The following is a 24,980-nucleotide window of genomic DNA, read 5'->3' on the forward strand; positions in this document are numbered from 1 at the left end:
GGACCGGCGGCGCCGGTCAAGCCGATGTGACGCGGACGCCGGCGGCGTTGAACCGCCCGACCGCGCGAGTGCGGATGCGGCCGTCCGCCGGTCCTGCCTCGACCTCCACCTGAATGCCGTAGGCGCGGGTGAGGTTCGCCGAGGTGAGCACGTCGGCGGGAGCGCCTTCCGCGGTGACCTGGCCGTCTTCGAGCAGCAGCAACCGGTCCGCGACGGCGGCGGCCTGGTCGAGGTCGTGCAGCACCACCCCGACGCCGACGCCGTGTTCGTCGGCGAGATCGCGGATCACGTCGAGGATCTCCACCTGGTAGCGCAGGTCGAGGAAGGTCGTCGGCTCGTCGAGCAGCAACAGCTCGGTGTCCTGAGCCAGGCAGCTCGCCAGCCACACCCGCTGCGCCTGCCCACCGGACAACGCCTGCACCGGCCGGTCGGCGATGGCGGTGAGCCCGGTCAACGTCATCGCCCGCTCCACCGCGCCGGGACCCTCCGGATCGCGGCCGCCCCAGCGGGATCGGTGCGGGTGGCGCCCGAACTCCACGAGCTCCCGCACACTCAGGCCGCCCGGCGCCGTGCGCTGCTGCGACAGCAGCGTGATCCGGCGGGCGAGTTCCTTCCCGGACAGCGCGCGCAGTTCGGAGCCGTCGGCGAAGGCGACCTCACCGGCGACCGGCGGGTGCAACCTGGCGAGGGCGCGCAGCAACGTCGACTTCCCACTGCCGTTCGGCCCGATCAACGCGGTGACCGCCCCCGCCTCGAGCGAGATCGACGCGGCACGCACCACGACCTCACGTCCATAAGCGACGTCGATCTCACGGGCGGACACACCGGCCGCAGACTGCGGAGGGCTCTTGGACACACCAGTACACTAAAGACAGGCTTACCTAACCCACAAGAGTGTTCACCGGCACAATCCAAAACGCAGCTTTCCGCGAGCTGCATAGCGGGTCGGGTGGCGGAACCTCAGCGTTCCTCTCGCTGCGGGATCAATTTCCCAAGCGGCTCCGACCACGAGGGAAATTGCTCCTCGCGGGAGGAACGCTGAGAACCCGCCGGTGGTCGGCCTGCATTGGTGGTCACTGCTCACCGGCTTCGCCGCTGACAAGATGGCGATCAAAAAACTAGCCGGCGTCACCGCGATAAGACTCATGACCGTGGCCGCCGCGGTGGGGGTGGAATTCGGCGACTTCGGCGGGGTGGACGACGAAGGGGCGCATCATGCCTTCGTCTTCGTGGTCGAGGATGTGGCAGTGGTACATGAACTGGCCGGTGGATTCGCCGAAGCGGCCGAGGACGCTGACCCACTCGCCGCTGCCGACGACGGTGGTGTCCTTCCTGCCGTGTTCGTACTCCTCCAGCGGGATGTCGGTGAAACCGGTGGCCGGTGAGGCGGTGCCGCCGAGCGCGAGGTCGAAGTCCGGGGTGAAGCCACGCCGCGCGAGGATCTGGAACTGCACCAGGTGGATGTGCATGGGGTGGGCGGGGCCGCCGAAGTGAATGAAGTTCCACTCCACGATGCCGTTGTGCTTGATGAAGATGCTGACGGTGTCGTCGAACAGCGACGCGACCTGCCGGAACGTTCGAGTTCTCCCCGCCCGGGGGTCGGTGACCTGGATGATGTTCTCGGCGGGCACTGGCGGAATGTCGTCGTGGAGCTCCTGCAGTTCCCACATCTCCGGATGCGCCATGCCCGCGGTCCCCGGTGGCACCAGCGCGATCCACACCTGGTCGTGCTCGTCCGGCACGTGCGCGACGCGGATCGGCTCGGCGGGGAGGACGTCCGGCAGGTCGAAGTCGTCGCGGCCGGGACGGCCCCGCACCCGGAACTGCATGAGGTCGGGTTCCAGGGCCGCGTTGTCGGCGGTGTTGGTCAAGCGCAGCGAACGGCCGCTGAAGCCGTCGAAGTCGATGACGAGGTCGGCGCGTTCCGCCGGTGCCAGCACCAGGCCCGTGTCGGGGAGCGGCACCGGTCGGGGCAACAGTCCGCCGTCGGTGCCGATCACGCGCACCGCCGCGTTCTCCGATCCGCCGTCCTCGTTGATCAGGTTCAGCCGGTAGAAGCGCGCGTTCGACGTGTTGGCCAACCGGAAGCGGTAGCTGTCGCGTTCGACCTCCATGTGCGGCCAGATCACACCGTTGACCAGTGTGAACGGTCCGATGAACGGGACCAGCGCGGTGCCGATCGCGTCGACTTTGAACAACAGCCTGCCGGTCAGGTTCCCCGCCGGGTCCGTGTCGAGGTTCCGGTCGCAGATCAGCAGCGGAATGTCGCGATCATCGGGCAGTTCCAGCTCATCGCGGATCCGGTACGCACCGAACAGTCCAACGTGGACGTTCCAGCGGGTGATGGCCATCGCGTGGTCGTGGTACCAGAGGTTCGCGCCGGGCTGCCGGTTCGGGTACTCGGCGAGGTGGGAATGCCCGCGCAGCACCGCGTTGTGCGCCCAGCCGTCGCTGCCGCCGTTCGCGTCGGCGCCGTGCAGGTGCGTCACCAGCCAGCCGGGGATCTCCGGGACGCCGTCGATGTGCGCGGCGCCGTCGGCGGGGCTCCCGTCCGGATTCCTCGGATAGCCTGGATTGTTCGACGGCAGCTCGGCCGGGGGCGTCCCGGCCGGTGCGGCCGGCACCCGGACCGCGACCAGTGGCATCGTTCCGGTGATGTCGTTGGTCCACGAAACACGCAACATCCGGTCCCGATCGACCTCGATGGTCGGCCCGGGGAAGTGCCCGTCGTAGGCCCACAGCACGGTTTCCGGCAGCCGGCCGTGCAGTCGCCTGCGGATCGTGATCGCGCGCACCGCCAGCTCCGCGTCGCGTCCGCGCGGCCGCAGCACCGGTGGCACCGGCAGCGGGTCCAGGAACTTCGTCAGTCCGAAATCAGGACCGCGTTCGGCCGTCGCGGCGGTCCGCGCCGACATCTCCACCATGCGCCGATCCCCCAGTTCGTCCATCGAGAATCCTCGCGGCACGCCCCGGAAACGAGCTCTCGGCCGGACGTGGCGATGAGATGACCGCCGCGCGCCCCCTGCGCCGACGATCCGTGACGGGCGGGCACCCGCCGATGCTCAGTGGACACGCGATTTCCGCTAGTGCACAAGGGATTCAGCACATCGATCACCCGCTCGCGCCATGACGATCACTCGAAAGGGAGCCGACGACCACGGAGATCCTCAACGGCTGAGGTGGTCCAGGACTGAGTCGGTGACCTCTCCGGTTTCAGCCGTGCCGCCCACGTCCGGGGTGAGCACGCCCGCGGCCGCGGTGGCTTCGATGGCCGCGTTGAGCCGGGTGGCTTCGGCGTGCAGGCCGAAGTGGTCGAGCATGAGGGCCGCGCTCCCGATGGCGCCTGCCGGGTTGGCCAGCCCGCGACCGGCGATGTCCGGAGCGGAACCGTGCACCGGCTCGAACATCGACGGGAACCGGCGGTCCGGATTCAGGTTCGCGCTGGCCGCCAGCCCGAGACTGCCCGCCAGCGCGGAACCGAGGTCGGACAGGATGTCGGCGTTCAGGTTCGAGGCCACCACGACCGAGAGGTCCGCCGGTTTGAGGACGAACTTCGCCGCCATCGCGTCGACCAGGACGCTCTCGGTCTCCACATCGGGGTAGTCCCGCGCGACCCGATCGAACGTCTCGTCCCAGAGCACCATGCCGTACTGCTGGGCGTTGCTCTTGGTCACCGAGGAGACCTTCTTGCGCGAGCGGCCGCGCGCGAGGTCGAAGGCGAACCGGATGATGCGCTCGCAGCCGTGCTCGGTGAACAGCGCGGTCTGCAACGCGACCTCGTTGCCCGCGCCGCGCCCGGACAGGTTCCGTCCGCCGAGGCCCGCATATTCACCTTCGCTGTTCTCCCGGACCACGACCCAGTCCAGCTCGGTGTCGTCGGCCACGCGCAGCGGGGAGGTGATGCCGGGGTGGAAGTGAACGGGCCGGATGTTGGCCCACTGGTCGAAGTTCTGGCAGATCTTCAGCCGCAGCCCCCACAGGCTGATGTGGTCCGGCACCGAGGGCCAGCCGACCGCGCCGAAGTAGATCGCGTCGAAGTCCTGGAGGGCGTCGAGGCCGTCTTCGGCCATCATCCGGCCGGTCCGCGTGTAGTACTCGCAGCCCCAGGGAAATTCGGTCCAGTCGAAGGCGAACGCGCCATCGGAGGCCGCGGCCATCGCGTCGAGGACGGTACGTCCCGCGGCCACGACCTCGGCTCCGACGCCGTCGGCGGGAATGGCGGCGATCTTGAAGGTGCGGGTGGTGGACGGTGCTGACATCGGTGCGGCTCCCGTGCGCGTCGTGGGCTGTGGCGCATCGAGTCAAGCCCGCCGCGACGCGCACCGTCCAACACGCGTTCGCGATGCGACTCATAGGTCGCGCCTATCCGAGTTCGCCGGAGTCCAAGTAGTCCGCGCGCCGGTGGTCGCGTGCCACGGCGAGAAAAGCGCTCGCGGCGGGAGTCAGCCGCGCCGCGCGGCCGACCAGCGCCACGTGCAACTGCGCCGGATGGTCGATGCGGGCGATCCGCGCTCCCGCGCGCCGAGCCAGCGGTACCCAGCCCGCGGGCAGCACCGCCGAACCGACTCCTTGCAGCACCAGCGGGAGCACCGAGGTGCGGTGCGCGACCTCCGCCGCGATGCTCACGTCCACCCCGGCGGCGAGCACGTCGTCGACGATCCGGCGCATCAGGCTTCCCGGCGGGGAGACGATCAGGCGCGCGCCCGCCAGGTCCTGGATCGAAACCGTTTCGTGCACGGGAAAATCGGCGCCCGAGGCACCGACCAGGTAGAACTCCTGCACCTCCAGTTCCCGCACCTCCACGCCGGGCGGGTTGGGCACCTCGGGAGCCCCGATCAGCCCCAACTCGCACGTCCCGTTCTTGATCAGCGCCACCACTTCGTCCGGGGTGAACGCGGCCTCCGCCCCGACCGTGACGCCGGGATGGCGCAGGCAGAACTCCCGCGTCAACGTGCCCAGCGGTTCCACCCCCGGCGACGGCATCGTGGCCAGTTCCACCCGGCCCCGCAGCAGGCCCTTCACCGAGTCCACCGCCGAGCGGGCGGTGCGCAGGTCGCGCAGCACTTGACGAGCCGGTCCCACGAGTTCGGTGCCGGCGTCGCTGAGCACCACGCCCCGCCCCACCCGGTGGAACAGCGGCACGCCGAGCTCGCGCTCCAGGCCCGCGATCCCCTGCGACAGCGAGGGTTGCGCCAAGTGCAGCACCTCCGCCGCCCGGCCGAACCCGCCGTGGTCGACGACCGCCAAGAAGTACTCGAGGCGCCGGGCGTCCATCCGCGACCTCCAGCCGAACGCCCCGGACCGCCAGGTCAAGGGCATTCCATCGGGAGAACCTATGAGTCGGTTAGCAACATACTCTTGGACGCGGCCGCTCCCGCCGGGTCACCGTGGTGCCCACATTTCCCAGGGTCAAGGAGGATTCATGGGCGGGGCGACGCATGCCGTCGACGGCCGGGCGAACCGGAAGCGCTGGTACCGGCAGCTCTACGTGCAGGTGCTCGTCGCGATCGCGGTCGGGATCCTCGTCGGCTGGCGATGGCCGGACCTCGGTGCGGCGATGGAACCCATCGGCAGCACGTTCATCTCGACGATGAAGATGCTCATCGGGCCGATCGTCTTCCTCACGATCATCGGCGGCATCGCCAACGTCGCCGATCTGAAGAAGGTCGGCGTCACCGGGCTGAAAGCGCTGACGTACTTCCAGGTCGGCACGATCGTGGCGATGGCGATCGGGCTCGTCGCGATCAACCTCTTCCGCCTCGGTGAGGGCGTGCACGCCGATCCCGCGAAGCTCCGGACCGCGGGCTCGGCGCAGCAGTACGTCGAGCAGGGCGAGACGCAGCACTGGTGGGAGATGTTCACCGGCCTCGTCCCGGAGAGCTTCTTCGGCGCCTTCGTCGAAGGCGACATCCTGCAGATCATCTTCCTCGCGGTGCTGTTCGGCATCGCGATCAAAGCGGTCGGCCCCATCGGCGAACCGATCATCGCGGGCGTCGCGCGGTTCACCGAGGTCGTGTTCAAGGTTCTGAGCTTCGTGATGAAGGCGGCTCCGCTCGGCGCGTTCGGTGCGATGGCCTACGCCGTCGGCGCGTTCGGGATCTCCACGTTGAGCAGTCTCGGCTCACTGATCGCGCTGTTCTACGTGACGTCGATCGTGTTCGTCCTGGTCGTGCTCGGCGGGTTCCTCGCCGCCTACGTCCGGCTCAACATCTTCCAGCTGCTGCGCTACCTCAGGGAGGAGTTCTTCCTCGTCCTCGGCACCTCCACCGCCGAACCGGCGTTGCCGGGCCTGATGCGCAAGATGACGTTCATGGGCGCCGACCGCGCCACCGTCGGTCTCGTCGTGCCGACCGGGTACAGCTTCAACCTCGACGGCGCCGCGATCTACCTGTCGCTGGCCACCCTCTACATCGCCCAGGCCACCGACACCCCGCTGAACGTCGGGCAGCAGCTCGGCCTGCTCGCCGTCATGCTGCTCACCTCCAAGGGCGCGGCCGGTGTCGCGGGCGGCGGGTTCATCGCGCTGACCGCGACCCTGTCCACCATCGGGACCGTGCCCGCCGCGGGCATCATGTTGATCTTCGGGATCGACAAGTTCATGTCGGAGTGCCGGGCGCTGGTGAACTTCTACGGCAATGCCGTGGCGACCCTCGCCATCGCGAAGTGGGACGGGAACCTCGACCTCGCCCGCGCCCGCCGAGTCCTGGCCGATCGCGATTCCGCAGAACTCGCCGCCACCTCCGGTGCGGCGGCATCCGACGCCGCCCCCTCCGGTGCGGCAGCCGAATCCGGTGGGGCGACCCCGCCGAAACCGGCATCCGAAGCGCCCGCGTCCTGAGAGTTCTCGAATCGTCGCCTGCGGCGGCCGATCTTCGGCTAGGTTCGATCACGTCGCCAGCGTCGTGAGCTCGGGGGGAAGCGGGATGTCGGATCTGGTCAGGATGCCGTTGGAGAACGGCGGAGAACTGCTCATCGAATCGACCGACGGTCAGGGCTCGATCCCGGTCGGCGGTGGCGGAAAGGTCGTGCAGGCCTCCGAGACCGTGCAGAAGGCCATGGGCAACATCCGGTCCGCCGCCGAGGCGGTGCTCGATGAGCTCCGCGCGATGGAACAGCCGCCGTCGAAGGTCAACGTGCAGTTCGGCATCAAGGTCACCGGTGAGGCGAACCTCGCGGTCGCGAAGTCCTCCGGTGAGGCCAACTTCAACGTCACCATCGAATGGAACGACGTCAAGCCCGACAAGTGACTCCCGCCAGGCTGATTCTCGCGGCGCCGCAGCGGTTCCCTCGCAGGTGAGTGCACATGACGGAACGTACTGAGCCGGCCTCGGCCGAGCCCCTGGCCGCTTCGCTGGTCCGGCTCGTCGCCGGGCGGCGGTTACTCGGCACCGGTTTCACGCTGCCCGGTGGGCGGGTGGCCACCTGCGCGCACGTCATCGCGGGGTTCGACGAGGTCCACGCGCAGTTCCCGCTGCTCGGTTCCGACGGGTGCGCGGTGGAGGTGGTCGAGCGCGACGACGACGCCGACATCGCGATCCTGCGGCTGCTCGAACCACCCGAGCGCGCGCTGCCCACTCCGGTCCGGCTGGACAGAGCCGTGCGCGAGCACCGGTTCAGCGTCTTCGGGTTCAGCGACGCCCAGCCGCACGGGGTCTGGGTGTCCGGCTCGCTCGCCGGGGCGCAAGGTGAAGGTCGCGTCCAGATGCGGGTGGATCCTGATCACGAGCTCATCGTGCGCGGATTCAGCGGCGCCCCGGTGTGGGACGAGGAGCTGCACGGCGTCGTCGGCATGGTCGTGACCAGGTCCGGAACGAACAAGACCACGGCCCACCTCGTGCCCGTGTCCTTCCTCGGCGAGTGGACCGTCGACGCACGCGATCCGTACCGCGGGCTGGAACGGTTCGAGCGCGATCACGCCACGCTGTTCCACGGCCGCGACGCGGCGATCGAGGAGTTGCTGCAACGCCTGGAGTCGCGGGGGCTGGTCGCCGTCGTGGGACCGTCCGGGAGCGGCAAGTCGTCGTTGGTCCGGGCCGGCGTGCTGCCCCGGCTGGAACAGCAGGGCCGCGCGGTCGTCGAGCTCCGTCCCGGCGACTCCCTCGACTCGGTTCCGGTCGCCGTCGGCCGCACCGCGTTGTTCCTGGACCAGTTCGAAGAATCGGTCATCGCCGATCCTGAAGCGGCCCGTGAGCGGTTGACGCAGGTAATCGACCTGATGGCTGCGCAGCCCGGTTCGCTGCGGGTCGTGCTGACGTTGCGCTCCCGCTCCCTGGACTCGCTGATCGCGCCGGGCACCCGCGAGAAGCTCAACGATGCCGTCTGGCTGCTCGAACCCATGGGCCAAGACGACTTCCGGGAGGCGATCGTCCGGCCCGCCGAGGACAGCGGCTTCGGATTCGAAGTCGGGCTGGTGGACGCGATTCTGCACGACTGCCCGCCGGAGCACGGCACGCTTCCGCTGCTGTCCGAGGCGTTGAAGCAGCTCTCGGACAGCAGGCACGGCAGCTGGCTGACCCACGCGGCCTACCAGGAACTCGGACGGTTACCCGGAGCGTTGCGCGACCGCGCTGACGCCGTGCTCGCCGAGCTCGGCTCGGCGGAAGCCGCGGTCGCCAAGCGGCTGCTGATCAACCTGACCCGGCCCGACGGCGACGGCGGCCACACGCGTCGCCGGGTGGAATTCGACGAGCTCGATGAGGCGCACCGGTCCGTCGCCGATCGGCTCGCCCACGCACGTCTCGTCGTCCGCCGCGAAGGGCAGGTCGAACTGCCGCACCAAGCGTTGATCGACCACTGGCCGACGCTGCGCGGCTGGTTGGAGAACGACGAGGTCTTCCTCGCCTGGTCGGCGCGGCTCCACGACCTCCGCGACTCCGGTGGGCAGCTCAGCGGGGCACCATTGGCCGAAGCATCGGACTGGCTGCGAAAGCGCCCCGCCGACATTCCCCCGGCACAACGGGAATTCATCACCCGCGGCGAGGCCGTGCAACGCCGTTCGCAACGCCGCTGGCGCACGATCACCGCGATCTCGGCGACCCTCGCCCTCGTCGCGGTCGTGCTCACCGGGGCGGTGGGCAAGTTCGCGAGCGACGTCGACGGCCAGCTGCGCATCAACAACGCGCGCCTGCTCGCGCAGGCCGCTGAACGCGCGGCGGAAGTGGATCCGCGCCAGGCGCTGCAACTGGCTTTGGCGGCGTACCGGGAGAAGCCGGACAGCGACGAGGCTTACGTCGCGCTGCTCGATCAGCGCCTGCGGTGGGACGGGGTGAACCGCGTCCTCGGCCCCGAGCTGATCCCGGACGCCGACGTCGACCGATTGCAGGTGAACTCCGACGGCCGGGTCGTCGTCGCCTTCCACACCGACCAGTCGAAGAGCCCGACGTTGTGGTGGGACCTGGAAGGGCCACATCCGCGGCACCGCGAGCTCCCGGTCGATCCGTCCGTGTCCGCTCCCAGCCAGGTGGCTCCGAGCCCGGACGGCCGGATGCTGATCGTGTTGGAACGCGGCGCGGCGCCCCGCTTTCGGCTGTTGGACCTCACGGCCGGGGACCGGCCGATCACGCTCGCCTCGCCGGACGGATTCGCTCAGGACCGGGCGGACGTCGCCAACTTCAGCTGGAACAGCCGGTTCCTGGCCACCCACTCGATCGACGATCCACAAACGGTGCGCGTGTGGGATCTGGCCACCGGGCAAGAGCTTCCCGACCAGGTCAGGTTGGAACCGAACACCACGTTGGAGACCTTGTTCCCGTCATCGGACGGCAAGTCGCTGATCACCAAGGACTTCACGGGTGGGAGCGCTCCGGACACCGTGGTTCACTGGGACCTCGCCTCCGGGCGGCGGCTCAGCAGCCATCCGATCGAATCGCAGGACACCCTCGCGGGAAACGGAACGATCCTCGCCAAGTGCGACGAGTCCGGCGTGCACGCGGTCGACCTGTTCACCGATCGCGTCGCGGCGGAGCTGCCGGGGACTCCGTGCCTCAGCCTCAAGACCGACCTCACCGGCCAGTACCTCGTGTCAGACGTTTCCAGCGGCGCTTAGCAGCCGATCATCCACTGGCCGACCTGGCGACGAGTGTTCACGGGTGCGCGCAACATCGAAACGGATCTCGAGGAGATTCCCGCCCTGTCGCCACGTTCGGCCGACGAGCTGACCGCCGTGCACCAGCGCGACGGAGTGGTGGAGACGACCACGCTTCCCACCGTGGCCGAAAGGGTCCGCGGCGAGACGTTCGCAAGGTCCGTGGACGGACGACGATGGATCACCGCACGCGATGCGGGAGACCCCGCGACCGTGGAACTGACCTTGCACGAAGCCGACGGCTCCGTGTCGGCGACGGCGTCCGTCCCGGATCCGGACGGAACCTTCGGCTCCTCGTTCAACGCGGCGTTCGACACGAGCGGTGAGCACATCGCCGTCGCGCACGGGGCGTCGCTGCGCTTCTACCGGGCCTCCGACCTGTCGTTGGAGGGCGAGCGAGAACTTCCGACGCCGCCCGGGTACGCCCTCTCGAAACCGAGCTACGACTCGAGCCCCGTCTCGGTAGCGCGCGGAGACCGCGGCGAATTCGTGGTCGGCAGCGCGGGAATCCTGTCCTTCTGGGATTTTCGGACGCACGGCCGGACGGCACCGCCGGTCCCTGTCGGAACGGCGAAGACGCAAGAGCAGCGTCCGGACAACCCTCAAGTGACGCCACGGCCCGGGCATCCCGGGCAGGTACTGGTGACGATCGACGGGCGGCTCCTGCTGTGGGACGTCGAGGCCCGGAAAGCACTCCAGGAGTACCCGCTGGACGGAGCCGAGTCCGCCAAGCGAACCGTGGTGTCACCGGACGGCGCGGTCGCCGCCGTCACCGGCGGTTTTCCCACTCGGGCAACGCTCATCGACCTCGACGAGCAGCGGGAACTCCCGGAGCTCAACGCCGACACCGGCAACGCCGTCGGGTTCATCGGCGACTACCTGTTCACCGGTGACGACTCCGACGGCCTCCAGATCTGGGACTGGAAGGAACGGCGGCTCGCCGGGACCGTCGCCACGAACCCCACCGGGACCGACGCACCCGCGATCGAAGGGGACATGTTCCTCCCCGACTCGACGCCATCGGGACGCAGCCCCGTCCCGCTCGATCCGGAAAAGCTGTTCCGGGACCTGTGCGACCTCAGCGATCGCGACTTCACCCCGGCGGAAGCCTCGATCGTTCAACAGCTCGGTGCGAGCAGCGACCGCCCTTGCTCCGGGTGAGCGGCGCTCGCACCGGCTAGTAGCCCCGCGCGACCCACTCGTCGAACTGCGGCTTCACCTCGCCGATCGTCGTTGCCTCGCCGTGGCCCGGGCGCACCCGCGTCCGATCCGGAAGAACCAGCAGGCGATCCCGGATCGACGCGATGATCGTCCGGAAGGAGGAGAACGACCGCCCGGTGGCACCGGGACCGCCCGCGAACAAGGTGTCGCCGGTGAACACCGTCCCGAGATCCGGGCAGTACAGGCAGACCGAACCCGGTGAGTGACCCGGCGTGTGGATGACCTGCAGCACGGCCCGGCCCACACCGATCTGCCTGCGGTCGATGAGCCCGTGGTCCGGCAGCCGCTCCGGGTGGGTCAACCGCCACACCGGCAGGTCGTGCGAGTGCAGGTACAGCGGGGCACCGACGGCGTCGGCGAACTCCGGCGCGAGCCGCACGTGATCGTCGTGCGCGTGGGTGGCCAGCACTGCGCCCACCTTGCGGCCCGCGACCAGGCCCCGGATCGCGGCGAGGTCGTGCGGCACGTCGATCACAACGCACTCGTGCTCGTCCCCGACGACCCACGCGTTGTTCGTCACCTCGTGGACCTCGCCGTCGAGCGAGAACTTCCCCGTCGTCGTGGTGTGATCGATCCGAACGGCCATCAGGACCCCTTCCTCGCTTCAACATCATCTAGGCAACGGCACCGACCCAGGTGAATGCCTCCTTCTCCCGACCGGGCGAAGGAGGCATGGATCTGAGGGCGCCAGTGCGGCATAGCCCCTTCGCCCAATGGGATCGGGCGAGGGGCGTTCACCTCTGGAGAACGGTCAGAACGTGACCACCGAACGGAGGACTTCTCCGCGGTGCATCTTGCCAAAGGCCGACTCGACGTCGTCGATGGAGATCTCCTCGGTGACGAACCGGTCCAGCGGCAGCCGGCCCTGCTGGTAGAGCTCCGCGAGCATCGGGAAGTCCCGCTCCGGCAGGCAATCCCCGTACCAGCTCGACTTGAGCGAGCCGCCGCGCGCGAACACGTCCAGCAGCGGCAGGTCGAGCCGCATGTCCGGGGAGGGCACGCCGACCAGTACGACCGTGCCCGCGAGGTCCCGCGCGTAGAAGGCCTGGGTGTAGGTCTGGGGAACGCCGACGGCGTCCACCACCAGGTCCGCGCCGCTGCCGCCCGTCAACTCCCGGATCGACTCCACCGTGTCCGAGTCGGCGGCGTTGACGGTGTGGGTCGCGCCGAACTCGCGCGCCCAGTCCAGCTTCGCCGGATCCTTGTCCACGGCGATGATCCTGCGGGCGCCGGCCATGTCCGCTCCGGCGATGGCCCCGTTGCCGACGCCGCCGCAGCCGATGACCGCGACGGAGTCGCCCGGCCCGACGCCACCGGTGTTGACGGCCGCGCCGATGCCCGCCATCACGCCGCACCCGAGCAGGGCGACCACCGCGGCACGGGCCGCCGGATCCACCTTGGTGCACTGTCCTGAGTGGACCAGGGTGCGTTCGGCGAAACCGCCGATGCCCAGCGCGGGCGAGAGCGGGGTTCCGTCGGCGAGCGTCATGGACCGGGCCGCGTTGTGCGTGTCGAAGCAGTACTGCGGGCGGCCGCGCCGACAGGCCCGGCATTCCCCGCAGACCGCGCGCCAGTTCAGCACGACGAAATCTCCCGGCGCCACGTTCCGCACGCCGTCTCCGACGGAGTCGACGACGCCCGCGACCTCGTGCCCGAGCAGAAACGGGAAGTCGTCGTTGATGCCGCCCTCGCGGTAGTGCAGGTCGGTGTGGCAGACCCCGCACGCTTGCACGCGCACGACGACGTCGCCCGGCCCGGGATCGGGAACATGAATGGTGGTGACCTCGACCGGCTTCCCTCGCCCGGTCGCCACCACGCCACGCACTTCGGTCACTAGCGAACTCCAGTTCCGTTCGGGGATGTGTCGAAGGTCTTAGGAGTCATTGCAGGAGGCTCTTTTGATCGTCGTCCGAAGTCCTGTCAGCGGCGTAGCCGACGAGCAGTGACCGGCTTGAGCAGACCGACCACCGGCGGGCTCTCAGCGGCTTCCTCACGGGGACACCGATTTCGGTGTGTATTCGATCGCCCCCCGGCAAGGGGCAGCGCGGAAGCCACTGAGGTTCAGCTACCCGGACACCGACGCAAGCCGCTCGGAAAGACGGTTTTCCAAGAAGTCAGGGCGTGTACTCGGCGGACGCGTCGATCAGCCAGTCCGCGAGGTAGCGGGCGAACGAGGAGCGCACCATCAGCCAGTAGCTCGGCAACTCCGCGTCCCGGCACACCAGGAGCACGCCGGATCGCGCCAGCAGCGTCTGGGCGCACCGGTCCGCGCCGAACACGCGCGGGTGCAGGTCGAGCGCACACCCCTTGTTCAGGACGTCGCGCGCCCGTGGACCCGACACTTCGAGGATCGTGCGGTTCGCCGACACGTCCACGACCGCTCCGTGATCTTCTCCCAGCGCGGCGCCGAGAGTGTCCTGAATGGACTGCGCGGTTCCTTCTCCGCCCACCAGCAGCCACTCGTCGGGACCCAGCCAGAGCGCGAGGAGTTCCCCGGCCCGCACCACGGTTCCCGGGAGGTTCGGCAGCATCGCGCCGATCGCGGTGCCGATGCGTTCGGCCGCGACCCCTTTGGGGTCCACGCGAAGCCCGATCTGCGCTTTGAAGGGGATTTCGGCGATGCGCACGGTGCCGGGCACCGAGTGCCGGTCCAGCACGTCGGTACGGGAGGTCAACGGGGAATCGCCGTAGGGCTCAGCCATCGCGGCGCGCTCCTTCCTTGTCGTAGAAGACGGGTTCGGTCACTTCGAGCGCCACGAGCCGACCGCCGACCGGGCTGTAGATCGTGTCCCCGATCCGATCCCGCCCGCCTTTCAACAAGGCCAGCGAGAAGCCCTTCCCCAACACCGCGCTGCGATAGCTCGACGTGACGTGCCCGAGCATCGGCACGGGCGGAGCGGGCAAACTACCGGTTTCCACCAGCTGGGCGCCTTCGGGAACGACCAGGACGTCGTCCCGGGGCAGTAGTCCGACGAGTTGTTTGCGGTCGGTGCGAGCGGTGTCGGCGCGGCTGAACGAACGCTTGCCGAGGAAGTCCGCCTTCTTCTTCGACACCGCCCAGCTCATCCCGAGGTCGTGCGGCGTCACGGTCCCGTCGGTGTCCTGGCCGACGATGGGAAAGCCCTTCTCGGCGCGGAGCACGTGCATCGTCTCCGTGCCGTACGGGGTGATGTGGAACGGCTCGCCCGCGTCGTAGAGCGCTTCCCAGACTTCGCGCCCGTACCAGCGGGGTACGTTGATCTCGAACGCGAGCTCGCCGGAGAAGCTGATCCGGCACACCCGAGCGCGCCGTCCCGCGACGATGCCGTCCTGCCAGGACATGAACGGGAAGTTCTCGTTGTCCAGGTCGATGTCCGCGGTCACCCGGCTCAGCACCTCCCGCGAGCGCGGGCCGGCCAGCGCGATCGTCGCCCAGTGCTCGGTGACCGAGGTGAGGTGCACCCGCAGGTGCGTCCACTCCGTCTGCAGCCAGTCCTCCAACCACTCCAGCACGCCTGCGGCGTTCCCGGAGGTGGTGCTGAGCAGGTACCGATGCTCACCGGTGCGCATCACGGTGCCGTCGTCGAAGACCATGCCGTCGGAGGTGCACATCAGCCCGTACCGGATGCGGCCGAGCTTCAGGGTGCTCATCTTGTTCGTGTAGACGAGGTCGAGGAATTCGGCCGCGTCCGGGCCTTGCACGTCGATCTTGCCGAGCGTGGAGACATCCTGCATCCCCACTCCCGTGCGCACCGCATTGCATTCCCGCAGCACCGCCGTGTCCATCTTCTCGCCGGGAAGCGGGTAGTACCAGGGACGTTTCCACTGGCCCACGTTCTCGAAGGGCGCGCTGTGCTCGACGTGCCACTCGTGCATGGCGGTGACCCGAACCGGGTCGTAGAGGTCTCCCCGGTCCTGACCGGCCAGCGCCGCGAAGGTCACGGGCGCGTAGGGGGCGCGGAACGTCGTGGTGCCGACCTCGGCGAACTCCCGTCCGAGCAGCTCGGCGATGATCCCGGTCGACGTCGTCCCGGAGGTTTTGCCCTGGTCGTGGGCGGTGCCGATCGTGGTGTACCGCTTGATGTGCTCGACCGACTCCATTCCCGCTCCGATGGCTTTGCGGATGTCGGCGACCGTGACGTCCCTGGCGAGGTCCACGAACTGGCTCGTTCCGGCCGAGTCCGCGGGACTCGGCAGCAGCCACACGTTGCGCCCCTCCGGCACGGGGAGGTTCTGCGCGGTGGGCAGCGGACCGATCTCGGCGTCGAACCCGGCGGCGCGGGTGGCGTCCCGCCCGGCCTCCGCGCCGGAGCGCAGGCAGTCGGCGGTGGTGAACGCACCCGTCGCGGCCCCGGCCGAGCGCACCCGGCCGTTGCTCTCGCCGGGCACGAACGCGCCGATCTCCTCGGCGTACCGCAACGCGCCCCGAGCCTGCGAGTGCAGATGCACGGCCGGGTTCCAGCCGCCGGAGACCAGCAGCAGGTCGCAGCCGACGACTTGCCGCACGCTCATCGTCCGGTTCTCGTCGGACTGCACGTTGGCCAGGTGCACGCTGCTGATCCGGTCGGTCCCGGAGGTGCCGACCACGGTGGCGCCGGTCCGGATCGTGATTCCGCGCTCCACGCACAGCGACGCCCAGTAGGCCGGGGCGGTGTCGCGCACGTCGACGACGGCGGCGATGTCGACTCCGGCGTCGTGCAGGTCGATCGCGGCCGCGTACGCGCTGTCGTGGGTGGTGAACACGACCGCGCGCCGTCCCGCGAGGACCCCGTACCGGTGCAGGTACGCGCGGGCCGAACCGGCCAGCATCGTGCCCGGACGGTCGTTGCCCGCGAACACCGGCGGACGTTCGTGCGCACCGGTCGCCAGCACCACTTGCCGGGCGCGGATGCGCCAGATCCGCTGACGGCTGTACGCCTCGTCGCCCCGGTGCTCGACGGCCACGAAGTAGTTGTCCTCGTAATGCCCGAACACGGAGGTCCTCGACAGCAGCCGAACGTCCTCGTAGGCGTCGAGCTCGGCGACCGCTCGCCGCACCCAGTCGGCGGCCGGGGTGCGGTCGAGCTGCTCGCCGGTGCCGAGCAGACCGCCGCCGAACTCGGTGTCGGCGTCGGCGAGGATCACCCGCGCCCCGCTGCGCGCCGCGGTCAGCGCGGCCGCCAGCCCTGCGGGGCCGCCTCCGACGACGAGCACCTCGCAGTGCGCGTGCATCGCGTCGTACCGGGCCGGATCCGGTTCGCTGGCGAGCCGCCCCTGGCCGGGCAGGCCGGTGGCTTCGAGCCCGTCGCGCAGCTCGACCGTGGTCGCCGCCAGCATCGGCTCCGGGAACGGTTTTTCCACCTGCACCAACGCGTTCGGCTCCTCAGGCCCGGCGGCCATGATGCCGCGCGGGCGCCCGAGCTTGATGCTGGTGGAGACCTGGTGGACACCGTTGGCCAGCAGCGCCGAAGCGAGCGTGTCGCCTGCGCGGCCTTCGAAGTCACGGCCGTCGAAGCGGAACCGGACGGGCCGCTCGCGGTCGATGCGCCCGCCTTCGGCGAGCCTGAACTCAGTGCTCATCTCGGCACCACCCCTGCTTCGCTCGCGCCGTCCTCGGCCTGGATCTCGTTGGTAACGGTGTTCCGGCGGACCGTGAACCAGCGCCGGCACCCCGCCTGATGCGACCAGCGCTCCGCGAACACGCCCCTCGGATTGGCGCGGTAGAACAGGAAATGCGCCCAGTCCACATCGGACACCTCCGGAGGATCCGCCGGGTAGCTCACCTCGGCCTGCCCCCCGTAGTGGAACTCGATCTCGTTGCGCGGCCCGCACCACGGGCAAGGAATCAACAACACGGCGAACCCCTCCGACCGTCAGCAAAGAACGATCTTTTGATCTTTGTCCTGTCAGCGGCGAAGCCGATGAGCAGCGACCGGCTAGAGCGAAAAGGCCACCGGCGGGTGCTCAGCGGCTTCCTCGCGAGGACGGCTTTTCCCTCGTGGCGGAGCCGTTCGGGAAAAGGATCCCGCAGCGAGGAAGCCACTGAGGTGCCGCCACCCGGCCACCTACGCAGGACGACACGCACCGGTCAGTGCGCGACGCCGGCGGCGCCGTGTTCGTCCACTAGTGCGCCGGTGGTGAAGCGCTCCAGGTTGAAGGGGGCGTTGAGCGGGTGCGGCTCGTCATGGGCGATGGTGTGCGCGTAGCACCAGCCCACGCCCGGCGTGGCCTTGAATCCTCCGGTGCCCCAACCACAATTGACGTAGAGCCCGTCGAACGGCGTCCGTCCCATGATCGCCGAGGCGTCCGGTGTCACGTCGACGACACCGGCCCAGGTGCGCAGCACGTGCGCGCGGGCGAACATCGGGAACAACTCCACCGCCGCCGTCATCTCGCGTTCGATCGTGTGGAACGCTCCTCGCTGTCCGTACGAGTTGTACGAGTCGATGCCCGCGCCGAGGACGAGTTCTCCCTTGTGCGCCTGGCTGACGTAGACGTGCACCGAGTTGGACATGACCACCGTGGGGTGCACCGGTTCCAGCAGCTCGGACACCAGCGCCTGCAACGGGTGGCTCTGGATCGGCAGCCGCAGCCCGAGCTCGTCGGCGAGCACCGAGGTCTGCCCGGCCGCGGCCAGCGCGACCTTGCCCGCGCGGATCGGGCCGCGGGTGGTCTCGACCCCGACGATCCGGTCCCCGACGCGCTCGAATCCGGTCACCTGGCAGTTCTGCACCAGGTCGACACCCATGCGGTCGAGCGCGCGGGCGAATCCCCAGGCGACGTGGTCGTGCTTGGCGATGCCCGCCCGCGGCTGCCAGGTCGCGCCCAGCACGGGGTAGCGGAGGTCCTCCGAGGTGTTGAGGATCGGGCAGATCTCCGCCACCTGCGCGGGATCCAGCCATTCCGCGTCGACGCCGTTGAGCTTGTTCGCCTCGACGCGCCGCACGCTGTCGCGCACTTCCTGCAACGAGTGGGCCAGGTTCAGCACGCCGCGCTGCGAGAACAGCAGCGGGTAGTCCAGCGCCTCCTCCAGCCCTTCCCACAGTTTCAGGGAATGCTCGTAGAGACCGGCGCTCTCGTCCCACAAGTAGTTCGACCGGATGATCGTGGTGTTGCGAGCCATGTTCCCGCCCGCCAGCCAACCGCCTTCGAGCACGGCGATGTTGGTGATCCCGTGGTTGACCGCGAGGTAGTAGGCGGTCGCCAGGCCGTGCCCGCCGCCGCCGACGATCACCACGTCGTAGGAGGACTTCGGGTCCGGCGAGCGCCACAGCCAGTCCGGGTGTTCCGGCAGGTCGGCGCCGGGGGTGCGCGGTGCCATCAGAGCCCTCCGTTCAGTGTCGGGTAGAGCGGCCACGTCTTGGCGAGCGTGTCGACGCGGATGCGGAGTTCATCGACGATTTCGGTGTTGCAGCTGAGGTGGAGCGCTTGGGCGATGATGTCGGTGAATTCGGTGGCGCCGGAGCCGCGGTTGGCCAGGGCGGGGGTACCGATGCGCAGGCCGGAGGTGACCATCGGGGATCACGCGGCCAGCGGTGCGAAGTTCTCCGACGAGAACATCTCCAGCGTGTCCCGCTGACGGCCGAGCTCAGCGCCCACAGCACCGGCCACCTCCGGATCCACCGCCGAAAGCCGGTCGTTGCAGACGTCTGCGGCACGGGCTTTGCCGGACGGGCTCATGGGACTCCTTTCGTGCTGGGCATCAGCAGCGAAGAGCGACGCGACCGCACACCGCCGCAACATCTGAGATTCAACTGACATATCAGACGCCTTTCAGGCTAAGCAGCGCGAATCGCGGGGTCAAGAGGGTTCGAAATCCCGATCGGCTGTCATGCACGCCTCGGTGATCATCGCGAGATTCCCGCCGCACGCCGGGCATCGCGACCCCGAACCTCCGACGCGTCCTCCACTCGGTGGCGTGTCGCGCACCGGCTCGCGTTGATTTCGACCGGACCTATTGACCCCGCGCCGACCAGTGCTTACCTTGCTGTCCAGTTGATATATCAGCTGGTTCGAGTCTCCCGGCCGACAACGGCCGGTCTCCCCTTCGCCGCCCAGGTCACTGCCCGACGTTCTCGTCGGAACCGCCTTACGAACGTCGATGGAGCCCTCCGGCCGCCGCCGGCCCTGCCGCCCACCACCCGGCGCCCGCCATCAAGAGCCCCAGCCCAGCCGAATCCTCTGCGGCACAAGGCATTCCTTCCCGAACGCGCCGCCCTCGCAGCGGCCGACACAGGCCTCCCGTTAGGAGACCAGCATGAGTACGACCCCTCGTGTCGTCATCATCGGAGCCGGGATCGTCGGAGCGAACCTGGCCGATGAGCTGACCGAACGCGGCTGGAACCGGATCACCGTCCTCGACCAGGGACCGTTGCCGCTCACCGGCGGATCGACCTCGCACGCGCCCGGTTTGGTCTTCCAGACCAACGGATCGAAGACCATGACCGAGTTCGCGACCTACACCGTCAACAAGCTCAAGAGCCTCGACGTCGACGGCGGCTGGTGCTTCAACCAGGTCGGCGGCCTGGAGATCGCGACCACGCCGGAACGGCTCAACGACCTGCACCGCAAGCAGGGCTGGGCCACTTCCTGGGGCGTCACCGGCGAAATCCTCAGCCCCGAGGAGTGCGCGAAGCTGCACCCGCTGCTCGACTCGGAGCGCGTTCTCGGCGGATTCCACACGCCCGCCGACGGGCTCGCCAAGGCGACCAGGGCGGTCGTCGCGCTCGGCCGCCGCGCCGAGTCGCGTGGCGCCCGCTTCCGCGGTTCGACCCGCGTGATCGGGATCAACCAGCACGGCGGCCGCGTCACGGGTGTCGAAACCGACCACGGCGAGATCCCCGCCGACATCGTCGTTTCCTGCGCCGGATTCTGGGGCCGCGCCATCGGCGAGATGGTCGGCATGAAGGTTCCGCTCCTGCCGCTGGCGCACCAGTACGCCCACACCGAGCCGCTGCCCGAACTCGCCGGGCGCAACGACGCGCAGATCGAGGCGCGGATGCCGATCCTGCGCCACCAGGACCAGGACCTCTACTTCCGCGAGCACAACGACCGCCTCGGCATCGGCACCTACGCGCACCGGCCGATGCCGGTGCGGCTGAGCGACCTGCCGGACGAGGACTCCCCAACCGACGAGTCGATGCCCTCGATGCTGCCGTTCACCGAGGAGGACTTCGCGGCGTCCTGGGAGCACAGCAAGCGGCTGCTTCCCGCGCTGCGCACGGCGAAGGTCGAAACCGGGTTCAACGGGATCTTCTCGTTCACCCCCGACGACGGTCCGCTGGTCGGCGAATCCCCCGACGTGGCCGGGTTCTGGATCGCCGAGGCCGTGTGGGTCACCCACTCCTCCGGTGTGGCCCGCGCCGTCGCCGAGCTGCTGGTGGACGGCCGCAGCCGGACCGAGCTGCACGGCTGCGACGTGCACCGGTTCGACGAGATCGAAACCGCCGAGCACCACGTCGACGAGACGTGCAGGCGCAACTTCGTCGAGATCTACGACATCAAGCACCCGTTGCAGCCGAAGTTGTCCCCGCGCAACGTGCGGGTGAGCCCGTTCCACGCGAGGCAGAAAGAGCTCGGGGCCGTCTTCCTGGAAGCCCACGGCTGGGAGCGGCCGCACTGGTTCGAGGCGAACGCCCCGCTGGTCAAGGAACTTCCGATGGAGTGGCAGCCGCCGTCGCGGGACGCCTGGTCGGCGATGTACCACTCGCCCATCGCCGCGGCCGAAGCGTGGAAGACCCGCAACGCCGTCGCCATGTACGACATGACCCCCCTCAAGCGACTGGAGATCAGCGGGCCGGGCGCGCTGTCCTTCCTGGATCGGCTCACCACCGGCAAGATGGACAAGTCGATCGGCGCCGTCACCTACACCTTGGTGCTCGACGAGGCCGGGGGCGTGCGCAGCGACCTCACCGTCGCCCGCCTCGGCGAGCAGCTGTTCCAGGTCGGCGCCAACGGGAATCTCGACTTCGACCACTTCACCCGGCGGCTGCCGTCCGACAACGGCGTCCAGGTCCGCGACATCACCGGGGGCACCTGCTGCGTCGGCGTGTGGGGGCCGCTGGCGCGCGACCTGGTGCAGCCGTTGAGCCAGGACGACCTCTCCCACGAGGGCTTGAAGTACTTCCGCTGCAAACCGGCGCACATCGCGGGGATCCCGGTCCTGGCGATGCGGGTGTCCTACGTCGGCGAGCTGGGCTGGGAGATCTACACCAGCGCCGAGTACGGACAGCGGCTCTGGGACGTGCTGTTCGCGGCCGGGCGTGAGCTCGGGGTCGTGGCCGCCGGGCGGGCCGCGTTCAACAGCCTGCGCCTGGAGAAGGGGTACCGGGCGTGGGGCTCGGACATGACCACCGAGCACAACCCGTACGAAGCCGGGATCGGGTTCGCCGTCCGCCCGCAGAAGGGCGAATTCGTCGGACGTGACGCCATCGCCGCCCTCGACGAGGACGCCGTGTCGCGTCGGCTGTCCTGCCTGACGATCGACGACCACCGCAGCGTGGTGCTCGGCTCGGAGCCGGTGTTCATCGACGGGGAGGCCGCGGGTTACGTCACTTCGGCGGCGTTCTCGCACACGCTCGGCACCCCGATCGCCTACGCGTGGCTGCCCGCGACCGCCACCGTCGGCACCCGGGTCGAGGTCCAGTACTTCGGCCGCCCGGTGCGCGCCACCGTCGCTTCCGAACCGCTCGTCGACCCGGACATGCACCGCATTCGCCGCTGACCGCACCCGCAGACCTCGGAGGATTCCGCATGCGCACGGCCACGATCGACTCGTTCTTGCACGACCTAGCCGCCAGAATGCCCGCCCCTGGCGGCGGGGCCGCCGCCGCACTGCACGCGGCACAGGGCGCCGCGCTGATCGCGATGGTCGCCCGATACAGCGACGGCGAGCGGTACGCCCCCAACGCCACGACCATCAACGAGATCCGGGATTCCGCGGACCAACTGCGGGAATCGGCGCTGGAACTGGCGGAGCAGGACGCCGAGGCGTTCGGCGCCGTCGGCGCGGCCTACCGGCTGCCCAAGTCGGACGACGAGCAGAAGGCCGGCCGCTCGCGAGCGATCAGCACCGCGCTCGCGGCGGCCGGACGGGTGTCCGCCCGCGTCGTCGACGTCGCCGATCAACTCGTGGACCTCGCCCGGTCGCTGCGCCCGATCGGCAACACCAACGTGATCGCCGACATCGCCGCGGCGGCGGACGCCGCACGGGCCGCGGCCTCGACGTCGCGGGTCAACATCGAGATCAACCTCACCGTCCTCACCGACCCCGAGGCCCGCGCCGAACTGGACAAGGCGCTCGGGAAGGCCGAGGACATCTTCCGCCGAGCCGAGCACGTCACCGCCGCCGTTCGGGAGCACATTCTGCGATGACCACCGCCCAACGAGAATCCGCCGCCACCCGGCCCCTCGACGGCACCGGCCTCGCCCGCGAGATTTGCGCCGAGGCCACCACCACCGCCGCCGAACTGTCCAGCGCGGGCATCACGCCCCAACTGGCCGTCGTCGTCGCGACCGACGACGAGTCCAGCTCCTGGTACGTGCGCTCCATCGCCAAAACGGCCGCCAGAGCAGGAATCTCCTGCTCGGTCGTGGATCTCGGAGCCGAGTGCGCTCCCGCCCTGATCCGGGCCGCGCTGGAATCGCTCAGCGCCGACGAGTCGGTGCACGGGATCATCCTGCAGACCCCGCTGCCCGCCGGGGTGCGCTTCGAGGAACAGGCCTCCGCGATCGCCCCGGCCAAGGACGTCGACGGCGCAAATCCGCTGTCACTGGGCCGTCTCACCGCCGGCTCGCCCGCTTTCGCCCCGGCGACCGCCACGGCCGTGCTGGAGCTGCTCGACCACCACGAGGTGGCACTGGCCGGACGCCGCTGCGTGGTGGTCGGCCGTTCGAACGTCGTGGGCAAACCGGCCGCTGCTCTGCTGCTCCAGCGCGACGCGACGGTGACGATCTGCCACCGCCACACCGAGGACCTCGCCCGGTTCACGACCGCTGCCGACGTCGTGGTGGTCGCGGTCGGTCGTCCCGGACTGATCGGCGCAGAGCACGTGCGGGACCGGGCCATCGTCATCGACGTGGGCACCAATCCCACTCCGGAGGGCGGACTGGTCGGCGATGTCGACGAGGCCGCCGTCTCCGGGCGGGTCGCCGGTCTGAGCCCCGTGCCCGGCGGCGTAGGCCCCGTCACCACTGCGCTGCTGCTCCGGAACACCGTCCAGGCGGCCGCGTCCTCCGCGCGGAGGACGACATGACGCCGCACCGGCCCGCAGGCCCGATCCCGCGCGCACCGCTGCTGGTCGGCCACCGCACGCGATCCTGTTGGGAGCGCCCGTGACCCTCTCCGTCTTCGATCTGTTCAAAGTGGGCATCGGCCCGTCCAGTTCGCACACGGTCGGGCCGATGCGGGCGGCGTACCTGTTCGTCGACCGGCTCCGCCGCTCGGGCGAACTGCCCTACGTCGCGGGGGTGCGCTGCGAGCTGTTCGGGTCGCTAGGGGCCACCGGGCACGGCCACGGCAGCGTCAAGGCCGTGGTCCTCGGTCTGGCGGGCGAACAACCGCACCTGGTCGATCCCGTCGCCGCCGAGCCGGAGGTGCGCACGGTGCGGGAGGAGAACCGCATCAGCCTCGGCGGCGAGCAGAAGATCGCGTTCTCCGTCAACGACGACATCGTGCTGCACCGCACCGGACGGCTCGACTTCCACAGCAACGGCATGGTCTTCGAGGCCTTCGACGACGACGGCACCCGGATCGATCGATGCGAGTACTACTCCGTCGGCGGTGGCTTCGTCCTCGACCAGGACGAAGCGGGACGGCCGGTGCTGGTCGAAGACGAGACCCCGGTGCCCTACCCGTTCCGCACCGGGCGGGATCTGCTCGCGCACGCGTTCGGCACCGGCCTGAGGATCAGCGACATCATGCTGGCCAACGAACTCTCCTGGCGCACCGAGCAGGAGATCCGGGACGGGCTGCTGCACATCTGGTCGGTGATGCGCCAGTGCGTCGAGCAGGGTTCCCGCACCGGCGGCACGCTGCCCGGCGGGCTCAAGGTCCGGCGCCGGGCCAACGAGTTCCGCGAACGTCTGGAGGCCACCGACGACGAGCAGGACGCACTGCACGCGATGGAGTGGGTCACCCTCTACGCCCTCGCCGTCAACGAGGAGAACGCCGCGGGCGGACGGGTGGTGACCGCGCCGACCAACGGCGCCGCCGGAATCGTGCCCGCCGTCCTGCACTACGGCGAGCGGTTCCTGCCGTCGTTCTCCGAGGACGCGGTGGTGCGGTTCCTGCTGACCGCGGGCGCCATCGGGGTCCTGTTCAAGGAGAACGCCTCCATCTCCGGAGCCGAGGTCGGCTGCCAAGGGGAGGTCGGCTCGGCGTGCTCGATGGCCGCCGCCGGGCTCGCCGAGATCATCGGCGGCACGCCGGAACAGGTGGAGAACGCGGCGGAGATCGGCATCGAGCACAACCTCGGCTTGACCTGCGATCCGGTCGGCGGCCTCGTGCAGATCCCTTGCATCGAGCGCAACGCGGTCGCCTCGATCAAGGCGATCACCGCGGCCCGGATGGCCGTTCGGGGCGACGGCAAGCACCACGTCTCGCTGGACAAAGCGATCAAGACGATGCGCGAGACGGGGGCGGACATGAAGGACAAGTACAAGGAGACCGCCCGCGGCGGCCTGGCTCTCAACGTCGTGGAATGCTGAGGAGAATCCC

Annotated in this window: 19 protein-coding genes and 1 pseudogene; 8 read left to right on the top strand and 12 right to left on the bottom strand. The window is 69.4% G+C overall.

Annotated features, from left to right (window positions below):
* Window positions 1-16: 16 nt before the first annotated feature.
* The 4 genes from H2Q94_RS18350 to H2Q94_RS18365 form a co-directional block, all read right to left on the bottom strand.
* Window positions 17-856 carry an ABC transporter ATP-binding protein gene (locus H2Q94_RS18350; protein WP_397545363.1) on the bottom strand — a complete coding sequence of 280 codons (840 nt, stop codon included), beginning with the start codon at window positions 854-856 and terminating at the stop codon, window positions 17-19.
* A gap of 262 nt (window positions 857-1,118) precedes the next feature.
* Complete coding sequence (locus H2Q94_RS18355) at window positions 1,119-2,948, bottom strand: multicopper oxidase family protein (RefSeq protein ID WP_243788423.1); 1,830 nt, start codon at window positions 2,946-2,948, stop codon at window positions 1,119-1,121.
* Window positions 2,949-3,167: 219 nt separating this feature from the next.
* Entirely contained in the window at window positions 3,168-4,259 is a 1,092-nt protein-coding gene (locus H2Q94_RS18360) for a tartrate dehydrogenase (protein ID WP_243788424.1), read from the bottom strand.
* A 103-nt stretch (window positions 4,260-4,362) separates the two neighbouring features.
* Window positions 4,363-5,274 (bottom strand): LysR family transcriptional regulator, encoded by a 912-nt coding sequence (locus H2Q94_RS18365; protein ID WP_243788425.1) that lies wholly within the window; start codon window positions 5,272-5,274, stop codon window positions 4,363-4,365.
* Window positions 5,275-5,422: 148 nt separating this feature from the next.
* On the opposite strand from H2Q94_RS18365, the gene dctA reads away from it, so the two are divergent.
* From dctA to H2Q94_RS18385, 4 genes are all read left to right on the top strand, one after another.
* Window positions 5,423-6,838, top strand: coding sequence for a C4-dicarboxylate transporter DctA (gene dctA, locus H2Q94_RS18370; RefSeq protein ID WP_243788426.1), 1,416 nt, complete (start codon window positions 5,423-5,425; stop codon window positions 6,836-6,838).
* A gap of 85 nt (window positions 6,839-6,923) precedes the next feature.
* The gene (locus tag H2Q94_RS18375; RefSeq protein WP_243788427.1) at window positions 6,924-7,247 is read left to right on the top strand and encodes a CU044_2847 family protein; all 324 of its coding nucleotides are present in this window, start codon (window positions 6,924-6,926) and stop codon (window positions 7,245-7,247) included.
* A gap of 56 nt (window positions 7,248-7,303) precedes the next feature.
* Window positions 7,304-10,045: an nSTAND1 domain-containing NTPase gene (locus H2Q94_RS18380; protein WP_243788428.1), complete on the top strand. Its 2,742-nt coding sequence runs from the start codon at window positions 7,304-7,306 to the stop codon at window positions 10,043-10,045.
* 33 nt (window positions 10,046-10,078) lie between these two features.
* Window positions 10,079-11,245: a WD40 repeat domain-containing protein gene (locus tag H2Q94_RS18385; protein ID WP_243788429.1), complete on the top strand. Its 1,167-nt coding sequence runs from the start codon at window positions 10,079-10,081 to the stop codon at window positions 11,243-11,245.
* A gap of 16 nt (window positions 11,246-11,261) precedes the next feature.
* On the opposite strand, the gene H2Q94_RS18390 is transcribed toward H2Q94_RS18385, so the two are convergent.
* The 8 genes and pseudogenes from H2Q94_RS18390 to H2Q94_RS18425 form a co-directional block, all read right to left on the bottom strand.
* Entirely contained in the window at window positions 11,262-11,891 is a 630-nt protein-coding gene (locus H2Q94_RS18390; protein WP_243788430.1) for an MBL fold metallo-hydrolase, read from the bottom strand.
* A gap of 165 nt (window positions 11,892-12,056) precedes the next feature.
* Window positions 12,057-13,139 (bottom strand): S-(hydroxymethyl)mycothiol dehydrogenase, encoded by a 1,083-nt coding sequence (locus H2Q94_RS18395; protein ID WP_243788431.1) that lies wholly within the window; start codon window positions 13,137-13,139, stop codon window positions 12,057-12,059.
* Between the two features lie 280 nt (window positions 13,140-13,419).
* A complete protein-coding gene (locus H2Q94_RS18400) occupies window positions 13,420-14,007 on the bottom strand; it encodes a sarcosine oxidase subunit gamma (RefSeq protein WP_243788432.1) in 588 nt (195 codons plus the stop codon).
* Window positions 14,000-16,843 (bottom strand): 2Fe-2S iron-sulfur cluster-binding protein, encoded by a 2,844-nt coding sequence (locus tag H2Q94_RS18405; protein ID WP_243788433.1) that lies wholly within the window; start codon window positions 16,841-16,843, stop codon window positions 14,000-14,002. The genes H2Q94_RS18400 and H2Q94_RS18405 overlap by 8 nt, the downstream gene beginning before the upstream one ends.
* Window positions 16,840-17,118, bottom strand: coding sequence for a sarcosine oxidase subunit delta (locus H2Q94_RS18410; RefSeq protein WP_243788434.1), 279 nt, complete (start codon window positions 17,116-17,118; stop codon window positions 16,840-16,842). Before H2Q94_RS18410 ends, H2Q94_RS18405 begins: the two co-directional genes overlap by 4 nt.
* Before the next feature lie 233 nt (window positions 17,119-17,351).
* A complete protein-coding gene (locus H2Q94_RS18415; RefSeq protein WP_243788435.1) occupies window positions 17,352-18,584 on the bottom strand; it encodes a sarcosine oxidase subunit beta family protein in 1,233 nt (410 codons plus the stop codon).
* The gene (locus H2Q94_RS18420; RefSeq protein WP_309501043.1) at window positions 18,584-18,778 is read right to left on the bottom strand and encodes a hypothetical protein; all 195 of its coding nucleotides are present in this window, start codon (window positions 18,776-18,778) and stop codon (window positions 18,584-18,586) included. The genes H2Q94_RS18415 and H2Q94_RS18420 overlap by 1 nt, the downstream gene beginning before the upstream one ends.
* Window positions 18,779-18,793: 15 nt before the next feature.
* Window positions 18,794-18,943: pseudogene (locus tag H2Q94_RS18425) on the bottom strand (serine hydroxymethyltransferase); the annotation flags it as partial.
* A gap of 577 nt (window positions 18,944-19,520) precedes the next feature.
* On the opposite strand from H2Q94_RS18425, the gene H2Q94_RS18430 reads away from it, so the two are divergent.
* From H2Q94_RS18430 to H2Q94_RS18445, 4 genes are all read left to right on the top strand, one after another.
* Entirely contained in the window at window positions 19,521-21,986 is a 2,466-nt protein-coding gene (locus H2Q94_RS18430; protein ID WP_243788437.1) for a GcvT family protein, read from the top strand.
* A gap of 29 nt (window positions 21,987-22,015) precedes the next feature.
* Window positions 22,016-22,636, top strand: coding sequence for a cyclodeaminase/cyclohydrolase family protein (locus tag H2Q94_RS18435; RefSeq protein ID WP_243788438.1), 621 nt, complete (start codon window positions 22,016-22,018; stop codon window positions 22,634-22,636).
* On the top strand, window positions 22,633-23,517 hold the full coding sequence (locus H2Q94_RS18440; RefSeq protein ID WP_243788439.1) for a bifunctional 5,10-methylenetetrahydrofolate dehydrogenase/5,10-methenyltetrahydrofolate cyclohydrolase: 885 nt from the start codon (window positions 22,633-22,635) through the stop codon (window positions 23,515-23,517). Before H2Q94_RS18435 ends, H2Q94_RS18440 begins: the two co-directional genes overlap by 4 nt.
* Before the next feature lie 79 nt (window positions 23,518-23,596).
* Window positions 23,597-24,970, top strand: coding sequence for an L-serine ammonia-lyase (locus tag H2Q94_RS18445; RefSeq protein WP_243788440.1), 1,374 nt, complete (start codon window positions 23,597-23,599; stop codon window positions 24,968-24,970).
* Window positions 24,971-24,980: the final 10 nt, after the last annotated feature.

The organism is Saccharopolyspora gloriosae (assembly GCF_022828475.1).
GTDB classification, from domain to species: domain Bacteria; phylum Actinomycetota; class Actinomycetes; order Mycobacteriales; family Pseudonocardiaceae; genus Saccharopolyspora_C; species Saccharopolyspora_C gloriosae_A.